The sequence below is a fragment of the Achromobacter sp. HZ01 genome, assembly GCF_003267925.1.
GTDB classification, from domain to species: domain Bacteria; phylum Pseudomonadota; class Gammaproteobacteria; order Burkholderiales; family Burkholderiaceae_B; genus Achromobacter; species Achromobacter pulmonis_A.
This window is the reverse complement of record NZ_LWKV01000003.1, coordinates 714,997-738,544: the sequence shown is the minus strand read 5'-3', so window position 1 is coordinate 738,544 and position 23,548 is coordinate 714,997. Positions and strand designations below refer to the sequence as shown.

Annotated in this window: 20 protein-coding genes, 1 other RNA gene and 1 pseudogene; 15 read left to right on the top strand and 7 right to left on the bottom strand. The window is 66.9% G+C overall.

Annotated elements, in window-relative coordinates:
- The first annotated feature begins 112 nt into the window (after nt 1–112).
- The 7 genes and pseudogenes from ompA to A6B37_RS19410 all read left to right on the top strand — a co-directional run.
- Complete coding sequence (ompA, locus tag A6B37_RS19440; RefSeq protein WP_102774893.1) at nt 113–706, top strand: outer membrane protein OmpA; 594 nt, start codon at nt 113–115, stop codon at nt 704–706.
- 150 nt (nt 707–856) lie between these two features.
- A complete protein-coding gene (ubiG, locus tag A6B37_RS19435; protein ID WP_102774894.1) occupies nt 857–1,585 on the top strand; it encodes a bifunctional 2-polyprenyl-6-hydroxyphenol methylase/3-demethylubiquinol 3-O-methyltransferase UbiG in 729 nt (242 codons plus the stop codon).
- Nucleotides 1,582–2,256, top strand: coding sequence for an HAD-IA family hydrolase (locus tag A6B37_RS19430; RefSeq protein ID WP_102774895.1), 675 nt, complete (start codon nt 1,582–1,584; stop codon nt 2,254–2,256). The genes ubiG and A6B37_RS19430 overlap by 4 nt, the downstream gene beginning before the upstream one ends.
- 244 nt (nt 2,257–2,500) lie before the next feature.
- Nucleotides 2,501–3,679 carry an MFS transporter gene (locus A6B37_RS19425; protein ID WP_111826670.1) on the top strand — a complete coding sequence of 393 codons (1,179 nt, stop codon included), beginning with the start codon at nt 2,501–2,503 and terminating at the stop codon, nt 3,677–3,679.
- An 80-nt stretch (nt 3,680–3,759) separates the two neighbouring features.
- Nucleotides 3,760–4,148, top strand: a transfer-messenger RNA (tmRNA) gene (gene ssrA, locus A6B37_RS19420).
- Nucleotides 4,149–4,398: 250 nt separating this feature from the next.
- The gene (locus tag A6B37_RS19415; protein WP_111826669.1) at nt 4,399–4,650 is read left to right on the top strand and encodes a type II toxin-antitoxin system Phd/YefM family antitoxin; all 252 of its coding nucleotides are present in this window, start codon (nt 4,399–4,401) and stop codon (nt 4,648–4,650) included.
- A gap of 30 nt (nt 4,651–4,680) precedes the next feature.
- A pseudogene (locus tag A6B37_RS19410) lies at nt 4,681–4,965 on the top strand (type II toxin-antitoxin system RelE/ParE family toxin); the annotation flags it as partial.
- Nucleotides 4,966–5,041: 76 nt separating this feature from the next.
- Here A6B37_RS19410 and A6B37_RS19405 read toward each other — a convergent pair.
- On the bottom strand, nt 5,042–5,344 hold the full coding sequence (locus A6B37_RS19405; protein WP_111826667.1) for a DUF4148 domain-containing protein: 303 nt from the start codon (nt 5,342–5,344) through the stop codon (nt 5,042–5,044).
- Between the two features lie 484 nt (nt 5,345–5,828).
- Between A6B37_RS19405 and A6B37_RS19400 the strand changes: the two genes are divergently transcribed.
- Nucleotides 5,829–6,992 carry a porin gene (locus tag A6B37_RS19400; protein WP_111826666.1) on the top strand — a complete coding sequence of 388 codons (1,164 nt, stop codon included), beginning with the start codon at nt 5,829–5,831 and terminating at the stop codon, nt 6,990–6,992.
- Between the two features lie 35 nt (nt 6,993–7,027).
- Here the strand turns inward: A6B37_RS19400 and A6B37_RS19395 are convergent, their stop codons facing one another.
- Together A6B37_RS19395 and A6B37_RS19390 are read right to left on the bottom strand one after the other, a co-directional pair.
- Complete coding sequence (locus tag A6B37_RS19395; RefSeq protein ID WP_111826665.1) at nt 7,028–7,714, bottom strand: heavy metal response regulator transcription factor; 687 nt, start codon at nt 7,712–7,714, stop codon at nt 7,028–7,030.
- A gap of 188 nt (nt 7,715–7,902) precedes the next feature.
- On the bottom strand, nt 7,903–9,234 hold the full coding sequence (locus A6B37_RS19390; protein ID WP_111826664.1) for a heavy metal sensor histidine kinase: 1,332 nt from the start codon (nt 9,232–9,234) through the stop codon (nt 7,903–7,905).
- 216 nt (nt 9,235–9,450) lie between these two features.
- Here A6B37_RS19390 and A6B37_RS19385 point away from each other — a divergent pair, with 216 nt between their 5' ends.
- From A6B37_RS19385 to A6B37_RS19355, 7 genes are all read left to right on the top strand, one after another.
- Entirely contained in the window at nt 9,451–10,647 is a 1,197-nt protein-coding gene (locus A6B37_RS19385; RefSeq protein WP_246842518.1) for a TolC family protein, read from the top strand.
- Nucleotides 10,648–10,685: 38 nt separating this feature from the next.
- On the top strand, nt 10,686–11,858 hold the full coding sequence (locus A6B37_RS19380; RefSeq protein WP_111826662.1) for an efflux RND transporter periplasmic adaptor subunit: 1,173 nt from the start codon (nt 10,686–10,688) through the stop codon (nt 11,856–11,858).
- A 3-nt stretch (nt 11,859–11,861) separates the two neighbouring features.
- The gene (locus tag A6B37_RS19375) at nt 11,862–15,107 is read left to right on the top strand and encodes a CusA/CzcA family heavy metal efflux RND transporter (RefSeq protein ID WP_111826661.1); all 3,246 of its coding nucleotides are present in this window, start codon (nt 11,862–11,864) and stop codon (nt 15,105–15,107) included.
- A complete protein-coding gene (locus A6B37_RS19370; protein WP_246842517.1) occupies nt 15,104–15,457 on the top strand; it encodes a DUF190 domain-containing protein in 354 nt (117 codons plus the stop codon). Before A6B37_RS19375 ends, A6B37_RS19370 begins: the two co-directional genes overlap by 4 nt.
- A gap of 66 nt (nt 15,458–15,523) precedes the next feature.
- Nucleotides 15,524–16,564, top strand: a complete 1,041-nt coding sequence (locus A6B37_RS19365) for a glycosyltransferase family 2 protein (RefSeq protein ID WP_111826660.1) — start codon at nt 15,524–15,526, stop codon at nt 16,562–16,564.
- Entirely contained in the window at nt 16,548–18,026 is a 1,479-nt protein-coding gene (locus tag A6B37_RS19360) for a phospholipid carrier-dependent glycosyltransferase (protein ID WP_111826659.1), read from the top strand. Before A6B37_RS19365 ends, A6B37_RS19360 begins: the two co-directional genes overlap by 17 nt.
- Nucleotides 18,027–18,042: 16 nt before the next feature.
- Entirely contained in the window at nt 18,043–18,855 is an 813-nt protein-coding gene (locus A6B37_RS19355; protein ID WP_111826658.1) for a ChbG/HpnK family deacetylase, read from the top strand.
- A gap of 2 nt (nt 18,856–18,857) precedes the next feature.
- Here A6B37_RS19355 and A6B37_RS19350 read toward each other — a convergent pair whose 3' ends face one another.
- The 4 genes from A6B37_RS19350 to A6B37_RS19340 all read right to left on the bottom strand — a co-directional run bounded on the left by A6B37_RS19350 (nt 18,858) and on the right by A6B37_RS19340 (nt 23,479).
- Complete coding sequence (locus tag A6B37_RS19350; RefSeq protein ID WP_111826657.1) at nt 18,858–19,148, bottom strand: DUF4148 domain-containing protein; 291 nt, start codon at nt 19,146–19,148, stop codon at nt 18,858–18,860.
- Nucleotides 19,149–19,518: 370 nt separating this feature from the next.
- Nucleotides 19,519–20,031 carry an anti-virulence regulator CigR family protein gene (locus A6B37_RS25995; protein ID WP_146748016.1) on the bottom strand — a complete coding sequence of 171 codons (513 nt, stop codon included), beginning with the start codon at nt 20,029–20,031 and terminating at the stop codon, nt 19,519–19,521.
- Nucleotides 20,032–20,129: 98 nt separating this feature from the next.
- Entirely contained in the window at nt 20,130–21,299 is a 1,170-nt protein-coding gene (locus tag A6B37_RS19345) for an MFS transporter (protein ID WP_111826656.1), read from the bottom strand.
- A 119-nt stretch (nt 21,300–21,418) separates the two neighbouring features.
- Nucleotides 21,419–23,479 (bottom strand): TonB-dependent copper receptor, encoded by a 2,061-nt coding sequence (locus tag A6B37_RS19340; protein ID WP_111826655.1) that lies wholly within the window; start codon nt 23,477–23,479, stop codon nt 21,419–21,421.
- Nucleotides 23,480–23,548: the final 69 nt, after the last annotated feature.

Below are 23,548 nucleotides of genomic sequence, written 5' to 3'. Positions count from 1 at the left end.
GCTATTCCTTTGAACCAGCTCTTGGCGTTGCTATACTGGCCCCGTTTTCCTGATATGCGGCGGGGGTTCGCTGCGAGTCACTTATCCAGCTTCAAGCTCAACGAGGAGAAACATGAACAAACCCTCCAAATTCGCTCTGGCGCTCGCCTTCGCCGCCGTCACGGCCTCGGGTGTAGCCTCGGCCCAGACCTATCCCGACACGGTGGACAACTGGCGCAATCCGTTCGGTGACGTTTGGAAGAACGGCACGAACGAACTGTGCTGGCGCGATGCGTTCTGGACCCCGGCCACCGGCATCCCCGGCTGCGACGGCGTTCCGGTTGCGCAACAGAAGCCGAAGCCCGCCCCGATGGCGGCCAAGGTCGTGTTCAACGCCGACACGTTCTTCGACTTCGACAAGTCGACCCTGAAGCCCGAAGGCCGCCAGCTGCTGGACCAAGTCGCCCAGCAAGCCAACGGCATCGACCTCGAAACCATCATCGCTGTGGGCCACACCGACTCGATCGGCACCGAAGCCTACAACCAGAAGCTGTCCGAGCGTCGTGCCGCTTCGGTCAAGAGCTACCTGGTCAGCAAGGGTATCGACCCCAACCGTATCTACACGGAAGGCAAGGGCGAGCTGAACCCGATCGCTTCCAACAAGACGAAGGAAGGCCGCGCCCAGAACCGTCGCGTTGAGATCGAAATCGTGGGTAGCCGCAAGTAATTGCCGGACTAGCTACAATAAAGGGGCCTCGCATAGCGAGGCCTTTTTTTCGTCGCCTGCGCACCCTTTTGGTGCAGCGGTGCGGCGCCCCTCCTCGCCAGGCGCGCAGGAGCCCCTCTATATATAGCGTCGCCTTACGCTGGACTGCCCATGACCACGCAAACCCACGACACCGCCCGCCCCGCCGTCAACGCCGACCAGGCCGAACTGGACAAGTTCGGCGCCCTGGCCAGCCGCTGGTGGGACCCCGAAAGCGAGTTCAAGCCGCTGCACGCCATCAATCCGCTGCGGCTCGAATGGATCCAGGAGTGCGCGGGCAGCCTGGCCGGCAAGACCGTGCTGGACGTGGGCTGCGGCGGCGGCATCCTGTCCGAATCCATGGCCAAAAGCGGCGCGGCGGTCACCGGCATCGACCTGGCCGACAAGTCCCTGAAGGTGGCGCGCCTGCACGGCCTGGAATCCGGTGTGCAAGTGGAATACCGCAAGGTCCCGGTCGAAGAGCTGGCGGCCGAACGGCCCGGCCACTACGACGTGGTCACCTGCATGGAAATGCTGGAACACGTGCCGGACCCGGCCTCCATCGTGCGCGCGTGCTCGACCCTGGTCAAACCGGGCGGCTGGGTGTTCTTCTCCACCCTGAACCGCAACCCCAAATCCTTTCTGTTCGCCATCGTGGGCGCGGAATACGTGCTGCGCCTGCTGCCGCGCGGCACCCACAGCTACGAGCAGTTCATCAAGCCCAGCGAGCTGTCGGCGGCGGCGCGCGGCGCCGGCCTGGAGCCGGTCGGCATGCGCGGCATGGAATACAACCCGATCACCCAGATCTACTCCCTGTCATCCGATACTTCGGTCAACTACCTGATGGCTACCCGCAAATGAGCGCCCTGATCCTGTTCGACTTCGACGGCACGCTGGCCGACACCGCCCCCGACCTCGCCGCCGCGGCCAACCGCCAACGCACCCGCAAGGGCCTGGAACCGATGGCCTACGAACTGCTGCGTCCGGTGGCCTCGCAGGGCGCGCGCGGCCTGCTGCGCGTGGCGCTGGGCCTCAAGCCCGGAGATCCCGACTACGAGCCCACCCGCCTGCAGTTCCTGGAAGACTACGCGGCCGGCTCCACCGTCCACAGCAAGCTGTTCCCCGGCATCGGCGAGCTGCTGGCCGATATCCGCCGCCGCGGCCTGTCCTGGGGCATCGTCACCAACAAGGTCACCTACCTGACCCTGCCCATCGTCGAACACCTGGACCTGACGCGCGACAGCGCCGTGCTGGTCTGCGGCGACACCACGGCGCACGCCAAGCCCCATCCCCTGCCGCTGCAGCACGCCGCGCGCGAGGCCGGCTTTGCCGTGGACCGCTGCGTCTACGTCGGCGACGACCTGCGCGACATCCAGGCCGCGCACGCCGCCGGCATGCCCGCCGTCGCCGCGGCCTACGGCTACGTCGGCGAAGACGACAACATCACGACCTGGGAAGCCGAGACCTGCGCCCACTCCCCCGCGGAGCTGTGGCCGGCCATCGAGCCCCTGCTGCCCAGCGACCTGCGCTAGGGCCGCCCGAAGGGACGGGCCGCGCCCGTCCCGGTCCCGGCGCCGGTCAGGCGAATTAGTCTGATAGACGGAATAATCTTTCCGCAATCGCCATCTTTATCCTGATAGCCCGGTCACTTAAAGTGTGACCCATGCACGGCATCAGGGTCTACCCGAAGCCTTCGCCGCAATCTCCGCCGCGGCGCCGCCCTCCCTTCACCATCGCCTGTCCGCGCGCCGCGGTGCGTCGCGCCCGAGAACGCCCATGCTATTGCCCATCCTGCTGCTTTCCGCCGCCGGCTTCACCATCCTGACGACGGAATTCCTGATCGTCGGACTGCTGCCGGGACTGGCCCGCGACCTGGACGTCACCGTGTCCCAGGCCGGCCTGCTGGTCTCGCTGTTCGCCTTCACCGTGGCCGCGACCGGGCCGCTGCTGACCGCGCTCATGGCCAACATCGAGCGCAAGCGGCTGTTCATCGGCGTGCTGCTGCTTTTCGGCCTGTCCAACGCGCTGGCGGCGGCCGCCCCCAACATCTGGGTCATGGCCGTCGCCCGCTTCGTCCCGGCGCTGGCCCTTCCCGTGTTCTGGTCCCTGGCCAGCGCCACGGCGGTCGAGCTGGTCGGCCCGGCCCGCGCCGGGCGCGCCATTTCCACGGTGGCCTTCGGCATCGTGGCCGCCACGGTGTTCGGCATTCCCATCGGCGTGCTCATCTCCGACGCCTTCGGCTGGCGCGCCGCCTTCGCCGTGCTGTCGGCCGTCGCCTTCGCCAAGGCCGTGCTGCTGCTTTTCGCCTTCCCCAGCATCCGGGTGCACGGCGACGGCGTCCGGCTCATTACGCAGCTGCGCATCCTGCGCCGCCCCATCGTGGTCGGCCACGTGCTGCTTTCGCTGCTGGTCTTCACCGGCATGTTCACCGCCTACACCTACCTGGCCGACATGCTGGAGCGGCTGGCCGGCTTCAACGGCCAGATCGTGGGCTGGACCATGATGGCGTTCGGCGCGGTCGGCCTGGTCGGCAACACCCTGGGCGGCCGCCTGGTGGACCGCAGCCCGCTGGGCGCCACCGCCCTCTTCTCCAGCCTGATGGCCGCCGGCCTGGCCGCGCTGGCGCCGGTCATGGCCTCGCACGGCCTGCTGGCCGTGGCGCTGGGCGTCTGGGGCATCGCGCAGGCGGCGCTCTTCATCGTGTGCCACGTGCGGCTGATGAAATCCGCCCCCGAAGCGCCGGCGTTTGCCGCGTCCCTGAATATCTCGGGCGCCAACATCGGCATCGGCCTGGGCGCCGTAGTCGGCGGCCACGTCATCGACCAGTACGGCCTGGGCGCCCTGGGCTGGGCCGCCGCCGCCATCGTCGGCCTTTCGGTCGGTCTGGCTTTGCTGCTGATGGCCGCCTCCCGCGCCCGCCCGGCGGCCAAGGCCGCCTGCCCGAACCCGGCCTGACCGGCGCTGTCTCCCCCGGGCCACGCCTGCACGGGAAACCGTGCAGGCTATGGGATTTCCCAGTACAATAGGTCTTACTTGGGGCCGATCCGGATTCGACGTGGGTCGCGAAACAACTCAGGGCATGCCGAGCACCAGTTCGCTCGTTAATCCACTGGAACACTACAAACGCCAACGACGAGCGTTTCGCTCTCGCCGCTTAAGCGGTGAGCCGCTGCACTGATCTGTCCTTGGGTCAGGCGGAGGAAGGCAACTTCCTAGGGGGGCAACCCTCGAACCGCAGCAGCGACATTCACAAGGAATCGGTTTGAACTGGGGTCACACGGTTCAAATTTAAATTACGTGAATCGCTCTGGTCCGGCCTGTCGGTTGGCTAAGTCCAGGGTTAAAACTAAATAGATCGACTACGCATGTAGAACTGGTTGCGGAGGGCTTGCGGACGGGGGTTCAATTCCCCCCGGCTCCACCAAATTAGCAAGCATTAGACAGTACAGGACAGGGGCGGACGGGTTAACCGATCCGCCCTTTTCTGTCTAAAACTGTCTCAGTTGTCGCCACATGGCGCAACCGACGTTTTGGTATCTGTACGGACATTCCGGGGGCACGTCAGCCCGCAGGATCAATACACGCTGCCACTCCCATGCCTTCCCCTCTCATGCTCGACATTAAACGCTTCTTCAGCCAAAATAGGTCCAAATTTAGCCCCATTTAGGTAGCGTATGGAACGCATCCATAGCTTGCTGACCGTCAGTATCTCCGAGTTCAAACAGAATCCTGGCAAGGTGGTCGAAGATGCCCAGGGGCAGTCGGTGGCGGTGCTCAACCACAATCGTCCGGCCTTCTACACTGTTTCACCGGAGCTCATGGCGCAGATGGCTGAGCTGTACGATGGGCGCCAACTCGAATCACTGGTTCGCTCGCGCCTGAAATCGGTCGATCGGGCCGTCGAAGTCAGCCTTGACGAGCTGTAAGCGGCATACAGACTTTTCTTTGTTCCAGAGGCAAGGCAGGAATGGGACGCGTTGGATGGCTCCATCAAAACCCTGTTCAAAGCGGCTCTGAAGAAACGGCTGGACACTCTCCGGTTACCTGGGTCGCAACTTCATCCACCCTTGGTTGATTGCTACAAGATCAAGCTGCGCGGCGTCGGTTATAGATTGGTATATCTGGTGAGGGATAATGCAATCCCGCCGGACATAGTCGTCCTGGTCGTGGGCCGCCGTGACGGCGGAATTAATGAGGCCGCGGCGGGAGCGCTGGAATCGGCTCGCAAGCTGGACGAATAATATTCACTCCTGAGTTTTAAAAAAGGGCGGACCGCATAACCGGTCCGCCCTTTTTCATTCACTCAATCAGAATGCATTACTGCAGCCGCTGCAATTCTTCCTGATATGCCGGCCCATAACGCAGTCGCAGGTACTCCGCATAAGCCGCCCGGTATTCGCTGCTATAGATATCGGGCGTCAGCTCGCGGTTCCAGAAGTCCGCCACGCCGGCGCGTTTCCAGAGGGCGAGGTCGGCCTGGACTTCGGCGCGGGAGAGTTCGCGCTGGGGCGCGGAGCGGGCGGCATCCTGAACCACGGCGCGGGGCGCGGACTGGGCCATGGCTTGCGGCGCGGCTGCGATCGCGATAATGGCCAGCAGCATATTCAGAGAGTTTTTCATAGGGCATTCCTGTAGGCAGTTTCATCATCCGTCATCGGTCCGGATATCAGGCCGACGACAGCGCGTAGGAAAAAGTCTACCTATCCGGTTCTGCCAAAATCCCGACGGGGAAATTACTTTTTGGTCATGATCGGGCCGCGCGGGATTATTTGTTCGTGGTGGATTTGCGACAGTAAAACTGCCCTGCTCTTACAGCGGCTTGAATATCGGACGCTCGCGCCCATTCCCGACGGGTCGCCTGGCTCCCCAGCAAAAACAAGGACTTAGACAATGGCCTCGGATATGCTCCGCGGCCAAGATAACCATATCGGAACAAATATGTAATTCCCATGTCGGCTGATTGACGAATGCCGCTACCCACACTGGCAAAAGCCAAGGCCGGTGGATCGGGCAGTTGCATCGTGAATGACAGCTCTTCTTTTTCCCGACGCTCCTTCTGCCGGCCTGGCGCAAGCAAGCAGCCCAAATCTATCAAGGAGCAATCGTGAAAAAGACCATCCTGTTGGCCGCTACGGCGGCCACGCTCTCGACCGCGGCGGCGCACGCGGAAACGTCGGTCACGCTTTACGGCAAGATCGATACCGGTATCGGCTTCGCCAAGGTGGACGGTTCGTACACCAACCCGGTCACCGGGGTGAGCAGCGACTTCAAGGCCAGCCGCTTCGGCGCCACCACCGGCCAGACCGCCGGTTCGCGCTGGGGCCTGCGCGGCAAGGAAGACCTGGGCGGCGGCCTGTATGCCTCGTTCCAGCTGGAGTCGGGCTTCGATTCGACCAACGGCAGTTCGTCGCAGGGCGGCCGCCTGTTCGGCCGTAACGCCACGATCGGCCTGGGCAGCGCCGACTGGGGCGAATTCCGCCTCGGCCGCCAGTACAACGTGGCCACGCGCATGATGGCCGGCATGTTCGGCTCGAACTTCGGCGGCGGGTTCACCCAGCTGAATACCGGCGGCGGGCTGGGTTTCAGCAGTTCGTACTGGGTCCGCTACGACAACCTGGCCCTGTATGAGTCCTCGAGCTTCGGCGGCGGTTTCCGCTTCTCCGCCGGCTATGCCTTCAACGCCAACGACCAGACCGCGGCCCAGACCGGATTCGCCACCGCCGACAATACCCGCGCGATCACCAGCGGCCTGAGCTACAACAACGGCCCGCTGATGGCGTTCGTTTCGTACGAGCAGCTCAATCCCTCCAACAAGCTGAGTTCGGCCCAGACCAGCGCCACGCCGCGCGCGTACACCGTGGGCGCGTCCTATGACTTCGAGGCGCTGAAAATCGCCGCGGCCTATGAACGCGCGACCGACGGCTGGTTCGCCGGCAAGGGGCTGCCGTCCGGGGCCGCCATCAACGGCTTCCGCGGAACGCCGTCGAACGCTTTCCTCAACAACTTCAACACCAACTCGTACCTGCTCGCCGTGTCGGTTCCCACCGGCGCCTCCAGCGGCATGTTCGCGTCGTGGCAGCGCGTGGATCCGAACGGCCGCGACCTGACCGGCGGCGACTCCACGTCGAATACGTTCGCGCTGGGCTATACCTACAGCCTGTCCAAGCGCACCAGCCTGTATGCCGTGGGTTCGTACACCAAGAACTTCGCGTTCCTGAGCGACGCCAAGGCCACCGAAGCGCTGGTGGGCATGCGCCACTCGTTCTAAGCAGCAAACCGGGAGCGGCCTCGCGCCGCTCCCGTTCAGTCCGAGCGGTGTTCGAGCGTGTAGCCCATGCCGCGCACCGTATGCAGCAGCCGCGTGTCGAAGGGATCGTCGATCTTGGAGCGCAGGCGCCGCACCGCCACCTCCACGACGTTGGTGTTGCTGCTGAAATTCATGTCCCAGACCTGCTCGGCCAGCACCAGCCGCGACACCACTTCGCCCTGGCGCCGCATGAGTATGGTCAGCAGACAGAACTCCTTTGCCGTCAGGTCGATGCGCGCGTTGGCGCGCATCACGCGCCGCCGCAGCAGGTCCAGCTCCAGGTCGGCCACGCGCAGCACGTTGGGGCCGCGCCCGTTCTCCACGCTGGCGCCGCGGCGGCGCAGGGCCAGCACGCGGGCCTGCAGTTCGGACAGCGCGAACGGCTTGGGCAGGTAATCGTCGGCGCCCTGCTCCAGCCCCCGCACGCGGTCCTCCAGGCTGGATCGCGCGGTCAGCATCATGACCATGACGGCATCGTTCTGGCGGATGCGCTGCAGGACTTCAAACCCCTCCATGTCGGGAAGATTGATGTCCAGGATGATCAGGTCGTACTGCACTTCATACGCCAGCTGCAGGCCGCTGGTGCCATCGAGCGCGATATCGGCGAGGTAGCCGTTCTCCATCAGGCTGCGTCTTACTATGTCCGCTAGTTTTTTCTCGTCGTCGATTATCAGTATTTTCATCCGGTCGGCCTGAATAGTTCCGAAATGGCGCGACGCCGGCGCCGGCGCGATGCGCGCCCACGCCGATAGTCGGTACTGAAAACTTTATTCCCGCGCCAGCGTCAAAAGGCAGACATGTGCATTACGAATATGACACGCTGCGCCGCGAAAAATGTAATGTCGCTGCAAGGTTCGGACCGCGCCGTCCGCTAGCGCCCGAGGTCGACGCTGAAGCCGATGGTGGTGCCGGCGGCGTCGCTCGCCGCATACGACTGGCCGCCGTGCATGCGGGCGATGGCCGCCACGATCGCCAGGCCCAGCCCGTGATGCACGGTATCGCTGGCCCTGGACGAGTCCAGGCGATAGAAACGGTGGAACAGCCGCGGCAGATGCTCGGCGTCTATCGGATCGCCGATGTTCCTCACCGCGATGCGGACCTGGCTGTCGCCGATGTCCTGGATATGGACTTCGACCTGCGTGTCGGGATAGGCGTAGCGCACGGCGTTCGACACCAGGTTCGAGACCGCGCGCTGGAACAGGGTCCGGTCCACCTCCGCGCTCCGGTCGCCCACGATGGCGAAACTCACGCCGGCGTCGAGCGCTTCGGCCTCGTGGTAGGCCAGGACTTCCCGCACCAGTTCGCGCAGGTCCGCCGGCTGACGCGAGCGCGCCTTCGCACCGCCGTCGGCCTGCGCCAGGAACAGCATGTCGTTGATGATGCCGGACATGCGCTGCAGTTCTTCGAGGTTGGAGCCCAGCATCTCGCGCAGCGTTTCGCTGGAGCGCGGCGCCGACAGCGCGAGTTCGGTCTGGCCCACCAGCGTCGCCAGCGGCGTGCGCAGCTCGTGCGCCACGTCCGCGTTGAATCCTTCCATCTGCACGTAGGCGCGTTCCAGGCGCTGCAGCACCTGGTTGAACTGCCGCACCAGCGGCTGCAGCTCCTCGGCCAGGCCGCTCTCGTCCAGCCGTTCGCCTATGCGGTCGGGCGACAGCTGTTCGGCCTGGCGGCCCACGTCGCGCAGCGGGTCCAGGGCGCGGCGCACCAGCACGTCGGCGATGACCGACACGATCAGGGCGCCCCCGAGCGCGCAGGCGAACAGGGTCCATGCCAGCATCGACAGCAGATGGCGGTCGGATGACGCGTCCAGCAGCAGTTGCGCCTCCATGCGCATGTCGGGCCGGCCGGGCATGGCCAGCGTGAAGCGGGTCAGCTTGAGATCCCCGGCGTCCAGCAGCGACACGTCCGGGCCGTAAGTGACGAGTTCGCCATTGACGTTCAGCCGCAGGCTGAGTTCGGATTTGCCATAGAAGAAATCCTCCAGCTTGTGCTTCAGGCTGGACAGGTCGCCGTAGGAATCGAATTCCTGGACCAGGTGGACGATCACCTCTTTTCTTTCTTCGAGGTGGATTCTCTGGCGCGACATCAGGTTGAGGTCGACGGAGATATAGACCACCGCGCACACCAGCCCCAGCGCGGCGAAAGTCTGCAACACCAGCCAGCGCGAAAGCCAACGCCGCAACGATCGGCGGGGATGAATCATGAACAGTCCTCATCGATTGCCGACATCTTACAGACGCAATCGCGTCAGGCGCCGTTCCGCCAGATTACAAATCGGTCAGCGTCCGCCAGGGCCACGAACGTCCGACAAATTTGTCATGCTGACGTCGACATTCTGACGGGAACGCTTCGATACAGTACCAGCGGTCTGCAGTTCCAGCGGAACGTAACTATGCTTTCCCCACGTATCAGGAAATTCATGACGGGCGCCGTTTTTTGCGCGCTTTCAGCCGCGGCCGCGGCGGCGGATCAGGGCGGCGCCATCACGCTGCAACAGGCGATGGACCGGGCCCTGGAACGCAATCCCATGCTGGCCGCCGCGCGCAATGAATCGCGCGCCGCCGACGGGCTGGTGACGCAGGCCGGGCTCATACCCAACCCCAGCATCGACATCAACGTGGACGATCAGAAGCGCGCGACGCGCACCACCACGACGATGCTGAACATTCCGATAGAAACCGGCGGCAAGCGCGGCGCGCGGGTGAAGGCCGCCAGCCTCGCCCGCGACATGTCCAGGCTGGACGTGCAGGCCGCGCAATCCGATCTGCGCGCCGCGGTGGCGACGGCATTTTTTGAGGTGGCCGTGGCCCAGGAGAACATGCGCGTGGCCGACGAAACCCGGCAGATCGCCGAGAACGCGCTGCGCATCGCCGCCGCGCGGGTCGAATCCGGCAAGGGCGCGCCGCTGGAAAAAACCCGCGCGCAGGTCGAGCTGAGCAATGCGCGCCTGGCGGAAAAGAAGGCGCGCAACGACTGGGAGAACGCGCGCCGCGCGCTTGCCCTGAACTGGGGCGACAGCGCGCCCGACTTCGAGCGCGTCTCGGCCAGCCTGGACAGCCTGCCGCCCCGGCCGTCGCTCGACGAGCTGCAGGCCTCGCTGGGCCAGTCTCCGCGCATGGAGGCCGGCCGCGCGTCGGTCGAACTCAGCCGGGCCGAGCTGGAAGTGGAAAAGACCAAGCGCTTTCCCAACGTGACCGTGGGCGTGGGCGTGGCGCGCGACAACCAGATGGGGCGCAACCGCGGGCAGTTCGGCGTCTCCATTCCGCTGCCGCTGTTCGACCGCAACCAGGGCAACGTCTACGCCGCCTCGATGCGGTCCTACAAGGCCCAGGATCTCTACCGCGACACCCAGGCGCGCCTGGGCACGGCGCTGCTGCAGGCGGCCTCGCGCTACGACCTGGCCGCGGCGTCCGCCAGGGAGTACCGGGACGCCGTGCTGCCCGGCGCGCAGAAAGCGTACGAGGCCGCCCGGACCGGCTTCGCCGCGGGAAAGATGAACTACCTGGAAGTGCTGGACGCGCAGCGCACCCTGACGCAGGGAAACATCTCCTACTTGAACGTGCTGGGCGAGGCCTTTCTCGCCCGCGCGGAGATCGACCGCATCATCGGCCGCTGAGCACGGCGCCCGCTGCACAACTGTTTCGGAGACCGGAAATGAATCCATATGACAAGCGCCTGATCCGCAGCGTGATCGGCGCCGTGCTGCTGGCCGGCGCCGGCGGCTTCGCCCTCGCCCGCTATACGGCGCCCGCCGCGGCCGTCGCCGGCAGCGCGCCGGCTGCTGCGGCGGCGGCCGCCGCCGAACCGGTCCCCGCCGACAGCCTGGCGATGAGCGAGGAAGCGATACGCGAGGCCGGCATCACCACGGAAGTGCTGCGCGCCGGCGGCCTGCAATCGGAAATCAATGCGCAGGCCATCGTCGCGCCGCAGCCCGGCGGCGAGGCCGTCGTCACCGCCCGCGCCGCGGGCGCGGTGACGCAGGTGCTCAAGCGGCTGGGCGATCCGGTGCAGGCCGGCGAGGCGCTGGCGGTGGTCGCCAGCCGCGATGCCGCCCAGCTGGCCGCCGCGCGCACCGCCGCCAACGCGCGCGCCGAACTGGCGCGCAAGAATCTGGCGCGCGAGCAGTATCTCTACAAGCAGCAGGTCTCGGCGCGGGTCGACCTGGAGCAGGCCCAGGCCGAGGCGCGCGCCGCCGCCGCCGATGCGCGCCGCGCGCAGGTCGAAGCCGAAGTGGCCAACGTCACCAAGGACGGCCAGGGCGTGGCCGTGGCCAGCCCGATCGACGGCCGCATCACCGCGCAAAGCGCGAGCCTGGGCGCCTACGTGCAACCCGACGCCGAACTGTTCCGGATCGCCGACCCCCGGAAAATCCAGGTCGAGGCCGCCATCCTGCCCGGCGACGCCGCGCGCATCGCCGCCGGCGACCGCGCCGTCGTCGAGCTGCCCGGCAACGCCACGCTGGAGGCGCAGGTCCGCTCGGTCACGCCATCGCTCAACAGCGCCACCCGCCAGGCGACCGCCGTCATCGACGTCGCGGCCGGCTCGCTGCAGCCCGGACTGGCGGTGCGCGTGCGCATCTTTCCAGAAAAGAAGGCGGCTTCCGCCGGCATCGTCATTCCCGAGGAGGCGGTGCAGACGCTGGAAGGCAAGGACGCGGTGTTCATCCGCACCGCCGAAGGCTTCAAGGCCCGCTTCGTCACGATCGGGCCGCGCAGCGCCGGCCGCATCGAAGTCGCCAAGGGGCTGTCCGCCGGCGAGACCATCGCCACCGGCCAGGCGTTCCTGCTCAAGGCCGAACTCGCCAAGGGCGCGGGCGAGGAGGAATAAAGCATGATTGCACGCCTCATGGCCCTATCGGTACGCGCGCGCTGGGCGGTCCTGTTCATCTTCATCGCCATCGGCGCGCTCGGCGTCTGGCAGCTGATCAAGCTGCCCATCGACGCGGTGCCGGACATCACCAACAACCAGGTTCAGATCAACACCGTGGACCCGCGCCTGTCGCCGGTGGAGATCGAAAAGCTGGTGACTTATCCGGTCGAGATTTCGCTGGCCGGCATACCGGGCCTGGAATCGACCCGCTCGATTTCGCGCAACGGCTTCAGCCAGGTGACCGCGATCTTCAGCGAGAAAACCGATCTGTACTTCGCCCGCCAGCAGGTCGGCGAACGCCTGATCAAGGCGCAGGAAAGCCTGCCCGACGGCGTGCAGCCGCAGATCGGCCCCGTCACGACGGGCCTGGGCGAAGTCATCATGTACACCGTCGGCTACAGCAATCCCGACGGCGCCGGCGCCGAGGCGGTGGCGGGCCAGCCCGGATGGCAGCCCGGCGGCGCATATCTGACGCCCGAGGGCGATCTGCTGACCGACGAGGTCGGCCAGGCCGGGTATCTGCGCACCGTGCAGGACTGGATCGTCGGCCCGCAGCTCAAGGCGGTGCCCGGCGTGGCCAGCGTGGACTCCATCGGCGGCTACGCCAAGACCTTCGTGGTCGAGCCCGATCCGACCCGGCTCGCCAGCTACGGCATCTCGTACAGCGAGCTGGGCGAGGCGCTGGAACGGGCCAACCTGGCGGTGGGCGCCAACTACTACAACCGCGGCGGCGAAGCCTATCTGGTGCGCGTCGATGCGCGCGTGCGTTCGGTGGACCAGATCCGCAGCGCCGTGGCCGCCACGCGCGGCGGCGTGCCGATCACGGTCGGGCAGATCGCCGACGTGAAGATCGGCGGCGACCTGCGCACCGGCGCCGGCAGCATGAACGGCGAAGAAGCGGTCATCGGCACGGTGCTCATGCTGATCGGCGAGAACAGCCGCGTGGTGGCCGAGGACGTCTCGGCCAAGCTCGACCAGATCGCCAAGAGCCTGCCGCCCGGCGTCGAGGTGAAAATCGTGCTGGACCGCGCCAAGCTGGTGTCGGCCACCGTCGCCACCGTGGAGCGCAATCTGACCGAAGGCGCGATCCTGGTCGCGGCCTCGCTGTTCCTGCTGCTGGGCAACTGGCGGGCCGCGCTGATCGCGGTGCTGGTGATCCCGTTCTCGTTCCTGATGATGGCGATGGGCATGAACGCGTTCAAGGTGCCCGGCAACCTGATGAGCCTGGGCGCGCTGGACTTCGGCCTGATCGTCGACGGCGCGGTCATCATCATCGAGAACAGCCTGGCCAGGCTGGCGCACAGGCAGGAGCAGGAAGGCAGGCTGCTGTACCTGCGCGAGCGCCTGGAAGAGACCATGCGCGCGGCCCAGGAGATGATCAAGCCGACGGTGTTCGGGCAGCTCATCATTCTGCTGACCTTCGCGCCGCTGCTCATGTTCACCGGGGTCGAGGGCAAGACGTTCTCGCCGATGGCGATCACCATCATGCTGGCGCTGATCGCGGCGTTCATCCTGTCGATCACGCTGGTTCCCGCGCTGGTCGCGATCCTGATCCGCGGCCGCGTGGCGGAAAAGGAAGTCTGGCTCATCGCCAAATCCAAGGCGCGCTATCTGCCGCTGCTGGACCGGGCCATCGCGCGCCCCTGGCCGTTCATCTTCGCCGGGCTGGCGTTCTTCCTGGCGGCCATACCCGCCTTCGGCCTGCTGGGCTCGGAGTTCATCCCCAAGCTCGACGAGAAGAATCTGGCCCTGGCCTCGACCCGCGTGCCGTCGGTAAGCCTGGAGCAGTCGCTCGCCATGCAGCGCAAGGTGGAGACGGCGATCAAGCAGCTGCCGGAGGTGGAACTGATGTTCTCCAAGACCGGCACGGCCGAAGTCGCGACCGACCCGATGCCGCCCAACGTCTCCGACGCGTTCGTGATCCTCAAGCCCAAGGAAGCCTGGCCCGACGGCGTCACCAGCAAGGCGCAGGTGATCGAGCGCATCGAGAAGGCCGCCGGCGGCCAGCTGGGCAATCTGTACGAAGTGAGCCAGCCCATCGAACTGCGCTTCAACGAGCTGATCGCGGGGGTGCGCGGCGACATCGCGATCAAACTCTACGGCGACGACCTCGACAAGATGCAGCAGACCGCCAATGACATGGTGCGCGTGCTGCAGGACATTCCCGGCGCGGGCAGCGTCAAGGCCGACCAGGTGGGCGGCGCGCCGACGCTGGACATCAAGCTCGACCGCGCGGAGATCGCGCGCTACGGCCTGACCATCCAGGACGTCTCGGACACCATCGCCGCTGCCCTGGGCGGACGTCCGTCCGGCCTGCTGTACGAAGGGGACCGGCGCTTCAACATCACGGTCCGCGTGCCCGAGGCGACCCGCAAGAACCTGGACGACATCCAGTCGCTGCCCATCCTGCTGCCCGAAACCGAAGGCCAGTTGCGCCGCCAGGTGCCGCTGGCCCGGGTCGCGCAGATCCGCCTGACCGAAGGGCTGAACGAGATTCGCCGCGAGAACGGCAAGCGGCGCGTGGTGGTGCAGGTCAACCTGGCGGGCCGCGACGCCGGTTCTTTCGTGCAGGAAGCGCAGTCCAAGATCGCGCAGCTGCAGCTGCCCGCCGGCTATTACCTGGAATGGGGCGGCCAGTTCGAAAGCCTGCAGGCGGCCTCGCAGCGGCTGTCCATCGTGGTGCCGATATGTTTCCTGGCCATCTTCGGACTGCTCTACATGGCCCTGGGCGGACTGGGCCGCGCGCTGGCCGTGTTCCTGGCCGTGCCGCTGGGCCTGGCCGGCGGGGTCTACACCCTGGCGCTGACGGGCATCAATTTCTCGGTCTCCGCGGCGGTGGGCTTCATCTGCCTGGCCGGTGTGGCGGTGCTCAACGGCCTGGTCGTCATGTCGGCCGTGCGCACCCACACCGAAGCCGGGCTGCCGCTGGCCGACGCCATCCGCGAAAGCATGAAGGAGAAAATGCGCGCGGTGATCATGACGGGCTTCGTGCCGGCCATCGGCTTCGTGCCCATGGCGCTGGCCATGGGCACCGGGGCGGAAGTGCAGAAGCCGCTGGCGACGACGGTGATCGGCGGCCTGATCGCCGCGACGATCCTGACGCTGCTGGTGCTGCCGGCCATCGCCAGGGTGGTGCTGGGATCGAAGAAGGAAGAGGAAGGCGGGCCCGCCGGCACGGTCCGGCCGCAACCGGGAGAAGCGCTGTGAACGCATCCGACATGAAACTGCTGCGCATCTACACCGACGAATCCGCCTACGTGGGCGACCGGCGGGTGTTCGAATACATCGCCTCGGCCGCGCGCGACGCCAGGCTGGGCGGCGTGACCGTGCTGGAAGCCCTGCTGGGCTTCGGCCATGCCGCGCAGATCCACCGCAGACACGTGCTGGAAAACGACCGCGCGGTGGTGGTGGAGATCGTCGACACCGAGGCGAAGCTGCGCGCCTTCGCCGCCTCGCTGGAGCAGGTCACGGACATCGGCCTCATGACGCTCGAGGCGGTGGAAGTGCTGGGCGGAAAGGCCTGGGGCGCGCGCGTCTCGAACCAGACAGAAATGTAATTTTGCGGACCGTATGTTGTCGCGGGCGGCCGATTAGAGTGGTGCATCGCATTATCGATTGCTCCCATGCACGCATTGTTTTCCGAAGCGCCAGCGCCTGCGCGATCCGCCACCGCCTCCGACGCGATCTGCCTGTCCGTCGTGATTCCGTTTCTCAACGAGCAGGAAGTGCTGCCGTTGTGCCTGGAACGCCTGCGGCCCCTGCTGCAGGACCAGGGGTATCCGTATGAACTCGTTTTCGTGGACGACGGCAGCACCGACGCCAGCGTCGCCCTGCTGACGGCGGCGGCGCGCCACGATCCGACGCTGCGCATCGTGCGCCTGAGCCGCAACTTCGGCAAGGAGGCCGCCATGTCGGCCGGCCTGGCGCATGCGCGCGGCGCCGCGGTGATCGTGCTCGACGCCGATCTGCAGGACCCGCCCGAGCTCATCCCGGCAATGATGGAAGCCTGGCGCGCGGGCGCCGACGTGGTGTCCATGCGGCGCCGCTCGCGGCAGGGAGAAGGCCTGCTCAAACGGCTCTCGGCCTATGCCTTTTACCGGTTGTTGAGCCGCCTGAGCCGTTCCACGATTCCCGCCGACACCGGCGATTTCCGCCTGATGAGCCGGCGCGCCGTCGACGCCCTGCTGAGCCTGCCGGAGCGCTGCCGGTACATGAAGGGCCTGTACGCATGGGTCGGCATGCCCACCACGGTGATCGACTACGACCGCGCCCCGCGCGCGGCCGGCGCCACCAAGTGGAATTACTTTTCCCTGTTCGGCCTGGCGATGGAGGGCATTACCTCTTTCTCGACCACGCCGCTGCGCTGGGCCACGGCCATCGGCGCGGTGATCGCGCTGCTGGGCGGCGGCTTCGGCGTGGCCATCGTCCTGAAGACGCTGCTGTACGGCGACACGGTGCCGGGCTATCCCTCGCTGATGGCCATGATCACCGTGCTCAGCGGCATCCAGCTGCTGACCATCGGCCTGCTCGGCGAGTACCTGGGCAAGACGTACATGGAATCCAAGCAGCGCCCCGTCTATCTGGTGCGCGAGGTGATCGAACCCGCCGCGGCGTCCGGCAGCATGCGCGCCAACGTGGAGATCCTCGATGCCCATCGGCAATAAGCGCTTCCTGATCGTCCTGGGTCTCGTCATCGTGGCCCGCCTGTTCGCGATGGCCGCAATTCCGCTGGCCGACACCTCGGAGCCGCGCTACGCGGAGATCGCGCGCCTGATGGCGGCTTCGGACGACTGGATCACGCCGTGGTTCGAGCCGGGCGTGCCGTTCTGGGGCAAGCCGCCGCTGGCCTTCTGGGCCCAGGCCCTGAGCATCGAGCTGTTCGGCCTGAGCGAGTTCGCGCTGCGGCTGCCCACGTTCGCGGTCATGGCGCTGGTGGCCGGCCTGGTCTACGCCGCCGCCCTCGCCGGCTTCGGCCGCCAGACGGCGCGCTGGTCCACCCTGGTGCTGGCGACGATGCTGCTGCCGCTGCTCTGCGCCGGCGCCGTGCTGACCGATCCGTTCCTGGCGCTGGGCGTGGCGCTGCCGATGCTGGCGCTGCTGGTGCCGCCGCCGCGCCTGAACGCATTCTGGCGCTATGGCTTCTTCGTGGGGCTGGCCATCGGGCTGCTGGCCAAGGGCCCGCTCGCGCTGGCGCTGGTCGGCGGCGTGTGCGCCGCCTGGGCGCTCTGGTCGCGCGAGGCGCGCGCCAGGCTGGCCGCCCTGCCCTGGCTGGGCGGGCTGGGCTTGATGCTGGCCCTAAGCCTGCCCTGGTACGTCGCGGCCGAACTGAAGACGCCGGGTTTCCTGAACTACTTCCTGGTGGGCGAACACTTCATGCGCTTCGTGGATTCGGGCTGGGCGGGCGACCGCTACGGCTCGGCGCATGCCCGCCCGTGGGGCGCAATCTGGCTGGACTGGCTGGCGGCCGGCGCGCCCTGGAGCCTGCTGTGCGTGGCCGCCATCGCCGCGTTGGCCTTCAGCCGCCGCGCGCGCCAGGCCGCGACGAACCGCCTGCGCGAACCGGCGGTCAAGCTGCTGATCCTGTGGGCGCTGGCCGCGCCCGGGCTATTCACGCTTTCGGGCAATATCCTGTGGACCTATGTGCTGCCCAGCCTGCCCGCCGCGGCGCTGGGCCTGGGCCTCTGGCTGGCGCGCGTCCAGCCCGCGGGGCGCGCGCGGCTGGCCAGCCATGCGCTGACGGCGGCCCTGCTGCTGATCCCGGCGGTGGCCGTCACGCTGGGCGTGCTGGGCATCTACGACGAGCAGCGGTTCAAGTCCGAAAAAGGCCTGATCGCGGCGGCCGGCCGGATTCTCGCGCCGGGCGAGACGCTTTACTTCGTCGGCTCGGAGCCGTTCTCCGCCCGCTTCTATTCGCGCGGCGCCACGCGGCTTCTTTCCTGGCAGGACGCGGCAATCGCCGCGCCCGGGCCTGCGCGCCGCATGCTGGTGGCCGTGCCGCGCGGCAAGTCCTGGCCGTTGCTGCAGCAGCCCGGCATAAGCGCGCAGGCACGCTATTCCAGCCGCCGTTTCACGCTGTACGAGTTGACGGGCGCCGCCGCCCGGCAGCCGGCGTCCGGCGCCGATTGAAGCGGACCGGGCCACCGTGCAGCGGCGCATCGTATTCTGCGGCGACGACTTCGGCCTGAACGCCGGTGTCGATGCCGGCATATTGGAACTGGCGGGGCTGAACCGGCTCAGCGCGGTCAGCTGCCTGGCGCATGGCCCCTCCTTCGCCGCTCACGGGCCGGCGCTGCGCGACGCCGGCCTGGACGTCGGGCTGCACTTCAATCTCACGGAGCGCTTCGGATCGACCGCCCAGCCCGAGGTGCTGGCGCCGGGAAAACTGCTGGCGCGGGCCTGCTCGGGCCGCCTGGATTCCGCCTGGATCGAGCGGCAGCTGCGGGCGCAGCTGGAAACTTTCGAGCGGGTGCTGGGCCGCGCGCCGGACCATATCGGCGGCTACCGGCAGGTCCACCAACTGCCGGCCGTGCTGCCGGCGCTGTTGGGCGCGCTGCGCCGGCACTATGGGAACGGCCCCAGGCCCTGGCTGCGCCACACCGCAGCCGGATCGCAACACGGCATCCCGATGGCGGATTGCGCCAGGGCCCGGCTGATCGGCGCGCTTGGCGCCCGCGGCGTCGAACGCGCCGCGCGCCGGGAAAACTGGCCGATCAACCGTCGCATGCACGGCATTTATGAGATGCGCGGCGGCGCGCGCCGCTATGCGGGACTGCTGCAGCGCTGGCTGGACAATGCCTGCGACGGCGACCTGCTGGTCTGCCACCCGGCCGGGCCGGGCGCGCAGGATGCGCGGGCGGCCCAGCGCCAGGCGGAATTCGAGGTATGGAGGCGGCCGGAAATGGCCGAATGGCTGCGGCGCAACGGCATACGTTGCGCACGGCTGGGCCGGTATTGAAGTTACTGCGTGCGCCGCTGCAGTTCCTGCTGGTATTCGGGGCCGCTGCGCATGCGCAGATACTCGGCCTGGGCGGTGCGATATTCGCGGCTATAAATATCCGGCGTATTGTTTCCGCGCCAGAATTTATCCATGCCCGCGCGCTTCCATATCGCCAGATCGGCCAGCACCTCGGCGCGGGTAAGTTCGCCTTTCTGCGCAAAGGTTTTGTCGGAATTGGCGGCGCCGGCATATACGGACTGCGCGGCGATCAAAGCCAGTGCGGCGGCCAGATATTTGGTAGTCGTCTTCATGCTTTACTCCATCAGTGGGCGTTCAACCAAGGGGTAAAACAAATTCTAAATATCGGGTTCTGGCTAAATGTCGACCGGGAAATTACTTTTTGGTCATCGCTGCGCAGGTTTCCGATAAACCGGCTTGGCGCCGCTGGCGGCCGTAAAAAAACCGCGCATACCATGATCCTGCATGGTATGCGCGGCCGGAATGCCTCATCCCTTCGCGGAGGATGGAGGTCACGCCCTGAACGATTCCCGCAAATGCCGACGCGGTTGAACTCGACAACAGCCGCATCGGCATTCCGGAACCGTCATTGCAGATTCTACGGATGTCCTCCCGACAGAATCCGGACAGCTTGATTACTTTTTAGTATCCGGAATGTCGAATTCAGTCGAAAACGTCGAACAGCACGTCGGCCACGATGGCGGTGGCCACGGCCACCAGAATCAGGTCGGAACCGGCCACCCGCCATTCATAGCCGGGATAAACCGGCAGGCGCGCCAGCATCGGTCCGGGCACCATTTTCTTGGCGATTCCCGGAGGCAGCGGTTTGCCGCGAGCCAGATTCTTGCGCACGCCCGGCGGCAGCGAACTGTAGCCGGACAGCCCGTATTCCTGTGCGTACCCGCGGGCGGTGGTGATCGTGATGCCGGCGTGGCGCAGCGTGACGTCGCCGCCGCCCTTGTTTCCGCCTCCCGACGAATTGCCGTGGCCGTTATTGTCCTTGCCGCTATTGCCCTTGCCGTTATTGCCCTTGCCGCTATTGCCTTTGCCCTGCCCTTGCCCGGCGTTGTCCGGCTTGCCCTTGCCGTCGGGCGGCGCGGCCAGGACCTGGCCGGCCGCGAAGGCGCAGCACAGAATGGCGGCGGCAACATGCTTGAGTGCGGGACGACGTTTCATGGATGGCTCCTCTCAGCCGAAAGACTGCACCGATTCTAGAGCGGGTCCAATCTTTTGGCGTAGAGGCAAAACCGATAAATATGTAAGCAGAATGCGCTTCACGCCGGCCGGACGGCCAGCCGTTTCAACGCCGCCAGTCCCAGCGCCGGCCCGGGCGCCAGGATCAGGAAGACATACTGCGGGCCGACGGCATCTATCAGGCGGGCCAGCAGCGCGATGGCGGCGATGGTGATCGAAAAGCCGATGCAGTTGGCGATGGTCAGTGCCGACCCGACCAGCGCCGGCGGGGCGAAACGCGCATTCAGCGTCGAGAACTGCGGCGAATCGCCAACGATGACCACGCCCCAGAACAACAGGAATCCGAGGAACACCGGCAGCGGCGCCGCGAAGGCCAGCGGCGAGACCAGGCAGCACAGGCCGGACGCCCCCAGCTGCATGAACGCGACGCGCGCGCTGCCGATCCGGCGCGACAGATAGCCGCCCAGCGTACAGCCCAGGAAGCCCGCGCCGATGGCCGCAAAGCTCCATACCGATACCGCCGCGCCGTCGCCGCCCAGACGCGCGGCCAGCAGCACCGGCAGAAAGGCGTAGAACGCGTACAGCTCCCACATGTGGCCGAAATAGCCGAAAGCCGAGGCGCGGAAGTCCGGCGATCGGAAGATCTCGACGAAGGCGGCCGGGTCGAATTTCGCGCCGGCGCGCAGATGCGGACCGTCTGGCACCAGCAGCAGGATCGCCAGGCCGCCGGCCACGGCGATCGCCGACACCGACAGGATGACGCCCTGCCACGGCAGGTCGCCGCCCAGGCCGCGGATCAGGTGCGGCAGCGCCGTGCCCAGCACCAGCGCGCCGACCAGCCAGCCCAGCGCCAGCCCGAGGTCGCGGTCGTACCAGCCCGAAGCGATCTTCATGCCCACCGGATACATGCCCGCCAGGAAAAAGCCGGTGGCGAAGCGCGCCGCCAGCAGCGGCAGCAATTCGCCGCCGGCGGCCAGCGTCGCGGCGTTGGCCGCCGCGCCGGCAAGCGTGGACAGAAAGAACAGCCTGCGCGGCGAATAGCGGTCGGCAAGCGCCAGCCAGGCGAAGACCAGGGTGCCGGCGATGAAGCCGAGCTGCACGGCAATGGTGACGTCGCCGACCGCCGATTCCGGCAGGCCAGCGCTGCGGCTGAGGTCGGGCATTACCGCATTGCCGGCGAACCACAGCGAGGTGGCGGCGAATTGCGACAGGACGATGGTCGGCAGGATGCGGGCAGGAACGGCGGGCAAGGCGGATACTCCCCACGACGTTTTGACGGTCTGAACGCGCTGCGCCGTCCGTTGCGGCAATGAGCCCGTATCGTAGCAACTTTTCCAGCCGGCGCGGCGACGACACGGGCCCGCGGGCCTCAGTACTTGAAGCTCAGGCGCGCCCAGAACGTGCGGCCCGGCTCGTTGACCGCCGTGTTGGCGGCATAGCCGAAACCGGCGTTGCCGGCCAGGTTCAGGTGCTCGCTGTAGGTCTTGTCGAACAGATTGTCCACGCCCACCGACAACTGCACCTGCTTGTTGACCGCGTAGCCGCCATTGATGGACAGCACGCCGAAACCCGCGCTGGGGCCGAAGTCCTTGCCGACCACGTTGCCTTCGTTCAAGGCGTAGCGCTTCTGCGCCGCCACGATGCGCCACAGCGCGCCGGCCGACCAGGTGCCGTCGTCATAGGCGGCGCTGAGCCGGGCTTCCAGCGGCGGCATCTGCGGCAGCGGCCTGCCGTCGCTGCGGTTCTGCCCCCAGGCATAGGCCAGCGTGGCGCCGAGTTTCCAGCTGGGCGCGACCCGGTAGGACGCGCCCAGCTCGCCGCCGGCGATCCTGGCGTTCACGTTGGTGGCCTGGGACGACGGCCCCATCATGCCGCCCGAGGTGTAGTTGAACAGGATGAAGTCGTCGACGTAGCCCGCATAGCCCGACACCCAGGCGTCCAGGTCATCGGTACGGTATTGCGCGCCGAAGTCCAGCTGCGTCGTCTTCTCGGGCCGCACGCCGTCGAAGGCGTTGACGGAACCGGCCGGCCCGCGGTTGGGCGAGAACAGCTCCCAGTAGTCGGGGAAGCGCTCCACGTGTCCCAGGCCTACGTAGAGGGTGGCGGGCACGGCTTCGAGGTCATGCTCGTAGCGCAGGAAACCGCTGGGCAGCGTGTCGCGGCGGCGCTCGTCCGCGGTGGGATTGGGCATGGGCATCATCGAACCCGTGGTCTGGCGGAAGTCCTTGGCCGAGGCCCAGTCCACGCGCGCGCCGCCGATGACGCGGCTGCCGGGCGCGGCGCGCCAGGTCAGTTCGCCGAACAGCCCGGTATTGGAGAAGTCCGCGTCCTTGATCCACGACTGGCTGCGGTACGACATCGCGCCCATGCCGTTGCGGTAGCGATGGCGGCTCTGCTGGAAATCCATGCCGGTCACCAGCTCCACGTCGGCGGACAGGTTCCAGGTGCCGGCGAAGCGCCCGCCCCAGGTGGCGCGGTCCACGTCGGAAGCCATGCGCATGGGCATCGAACTCATCGGGTCGGGCGAGCGCAGCGTGTAGTTATCCATCACGTGGTCGGCGTAGTTGTAGTAGAGCTGCGCCTCGACCCGATCGAGCACGGTCCCGATGTTGCGCTTCTCGAAGCGCAGGCCGAAGGTCTCGCGCTTGAACTGCGCGCCGTCCATGCCGCGCCCGGCATAGCGCGCCTCGCCGTCGCCGGTGCCGGCGGTCAGTTCGTACAGCGTGTCGGCGTCGGGCGTGAAGCCCAGCGTGACGTCGGCGTTCCATTTGTCCCAGCGCGACGGCACCGTATTGCCGTCGCCGTCCTTGTAGTCCTGCGAGTGGGAATGGTTGGCCGTGAAGCGGGTGTAGACCTTTTCGTTGCCCACGGCCAGGTCGGCCGCCTGGTCGTTGCGGCCGAACGACCCGCCCAGCAGGCTGCCGTCGAATCGCACGCCGGCGCCGGTGAAGCGCGGCGTGTCGCGGTCGAACTTGATGGTGCCGGCCGACGCGCCCGGCCCCCACAGCACCGTCTGCGGTCCCTTGATGACGGTGAGCTGGTCGAAGTTCTCCGGAGAGATATAGGAGCTGGGCGCGTCCATGCGGGCGGGGCAGGCGCCGGGCATGGAGGCGCCGTTGGTCAGCAGGTTCAGGCGCGAGCCGAACATGCCGCGCAGCACCGGATCGCCGTTGGTCCCGCCGTTGCGTATGGCCGAGAAGCCGGGAATGGTCTTGAGATAGTCGGTGCCGTCGCTGGCCGGCAGCGGCTGGCGCGGGATTTTCGGATCGGTGGTGAAGGTCAGCGGCGCGCTGGGCGCCACGCCGGTGATGACCACCGTGTCCATGGTGGGAGCGGCGTTGGCGTCGGCGGCCTGCGCGCCTGCCGGGAACAGGGCGGCCAGCGCGGCGGCCAGGCCGGCCGTGCGCAGGAGTTCGTCTTTCTTGTACATGTCGGGCTCTATCGGAATTCTTGTCGGACACCCGCGTGCGACGGCCGCGCCAAAGCAGCGCCGCTGCGC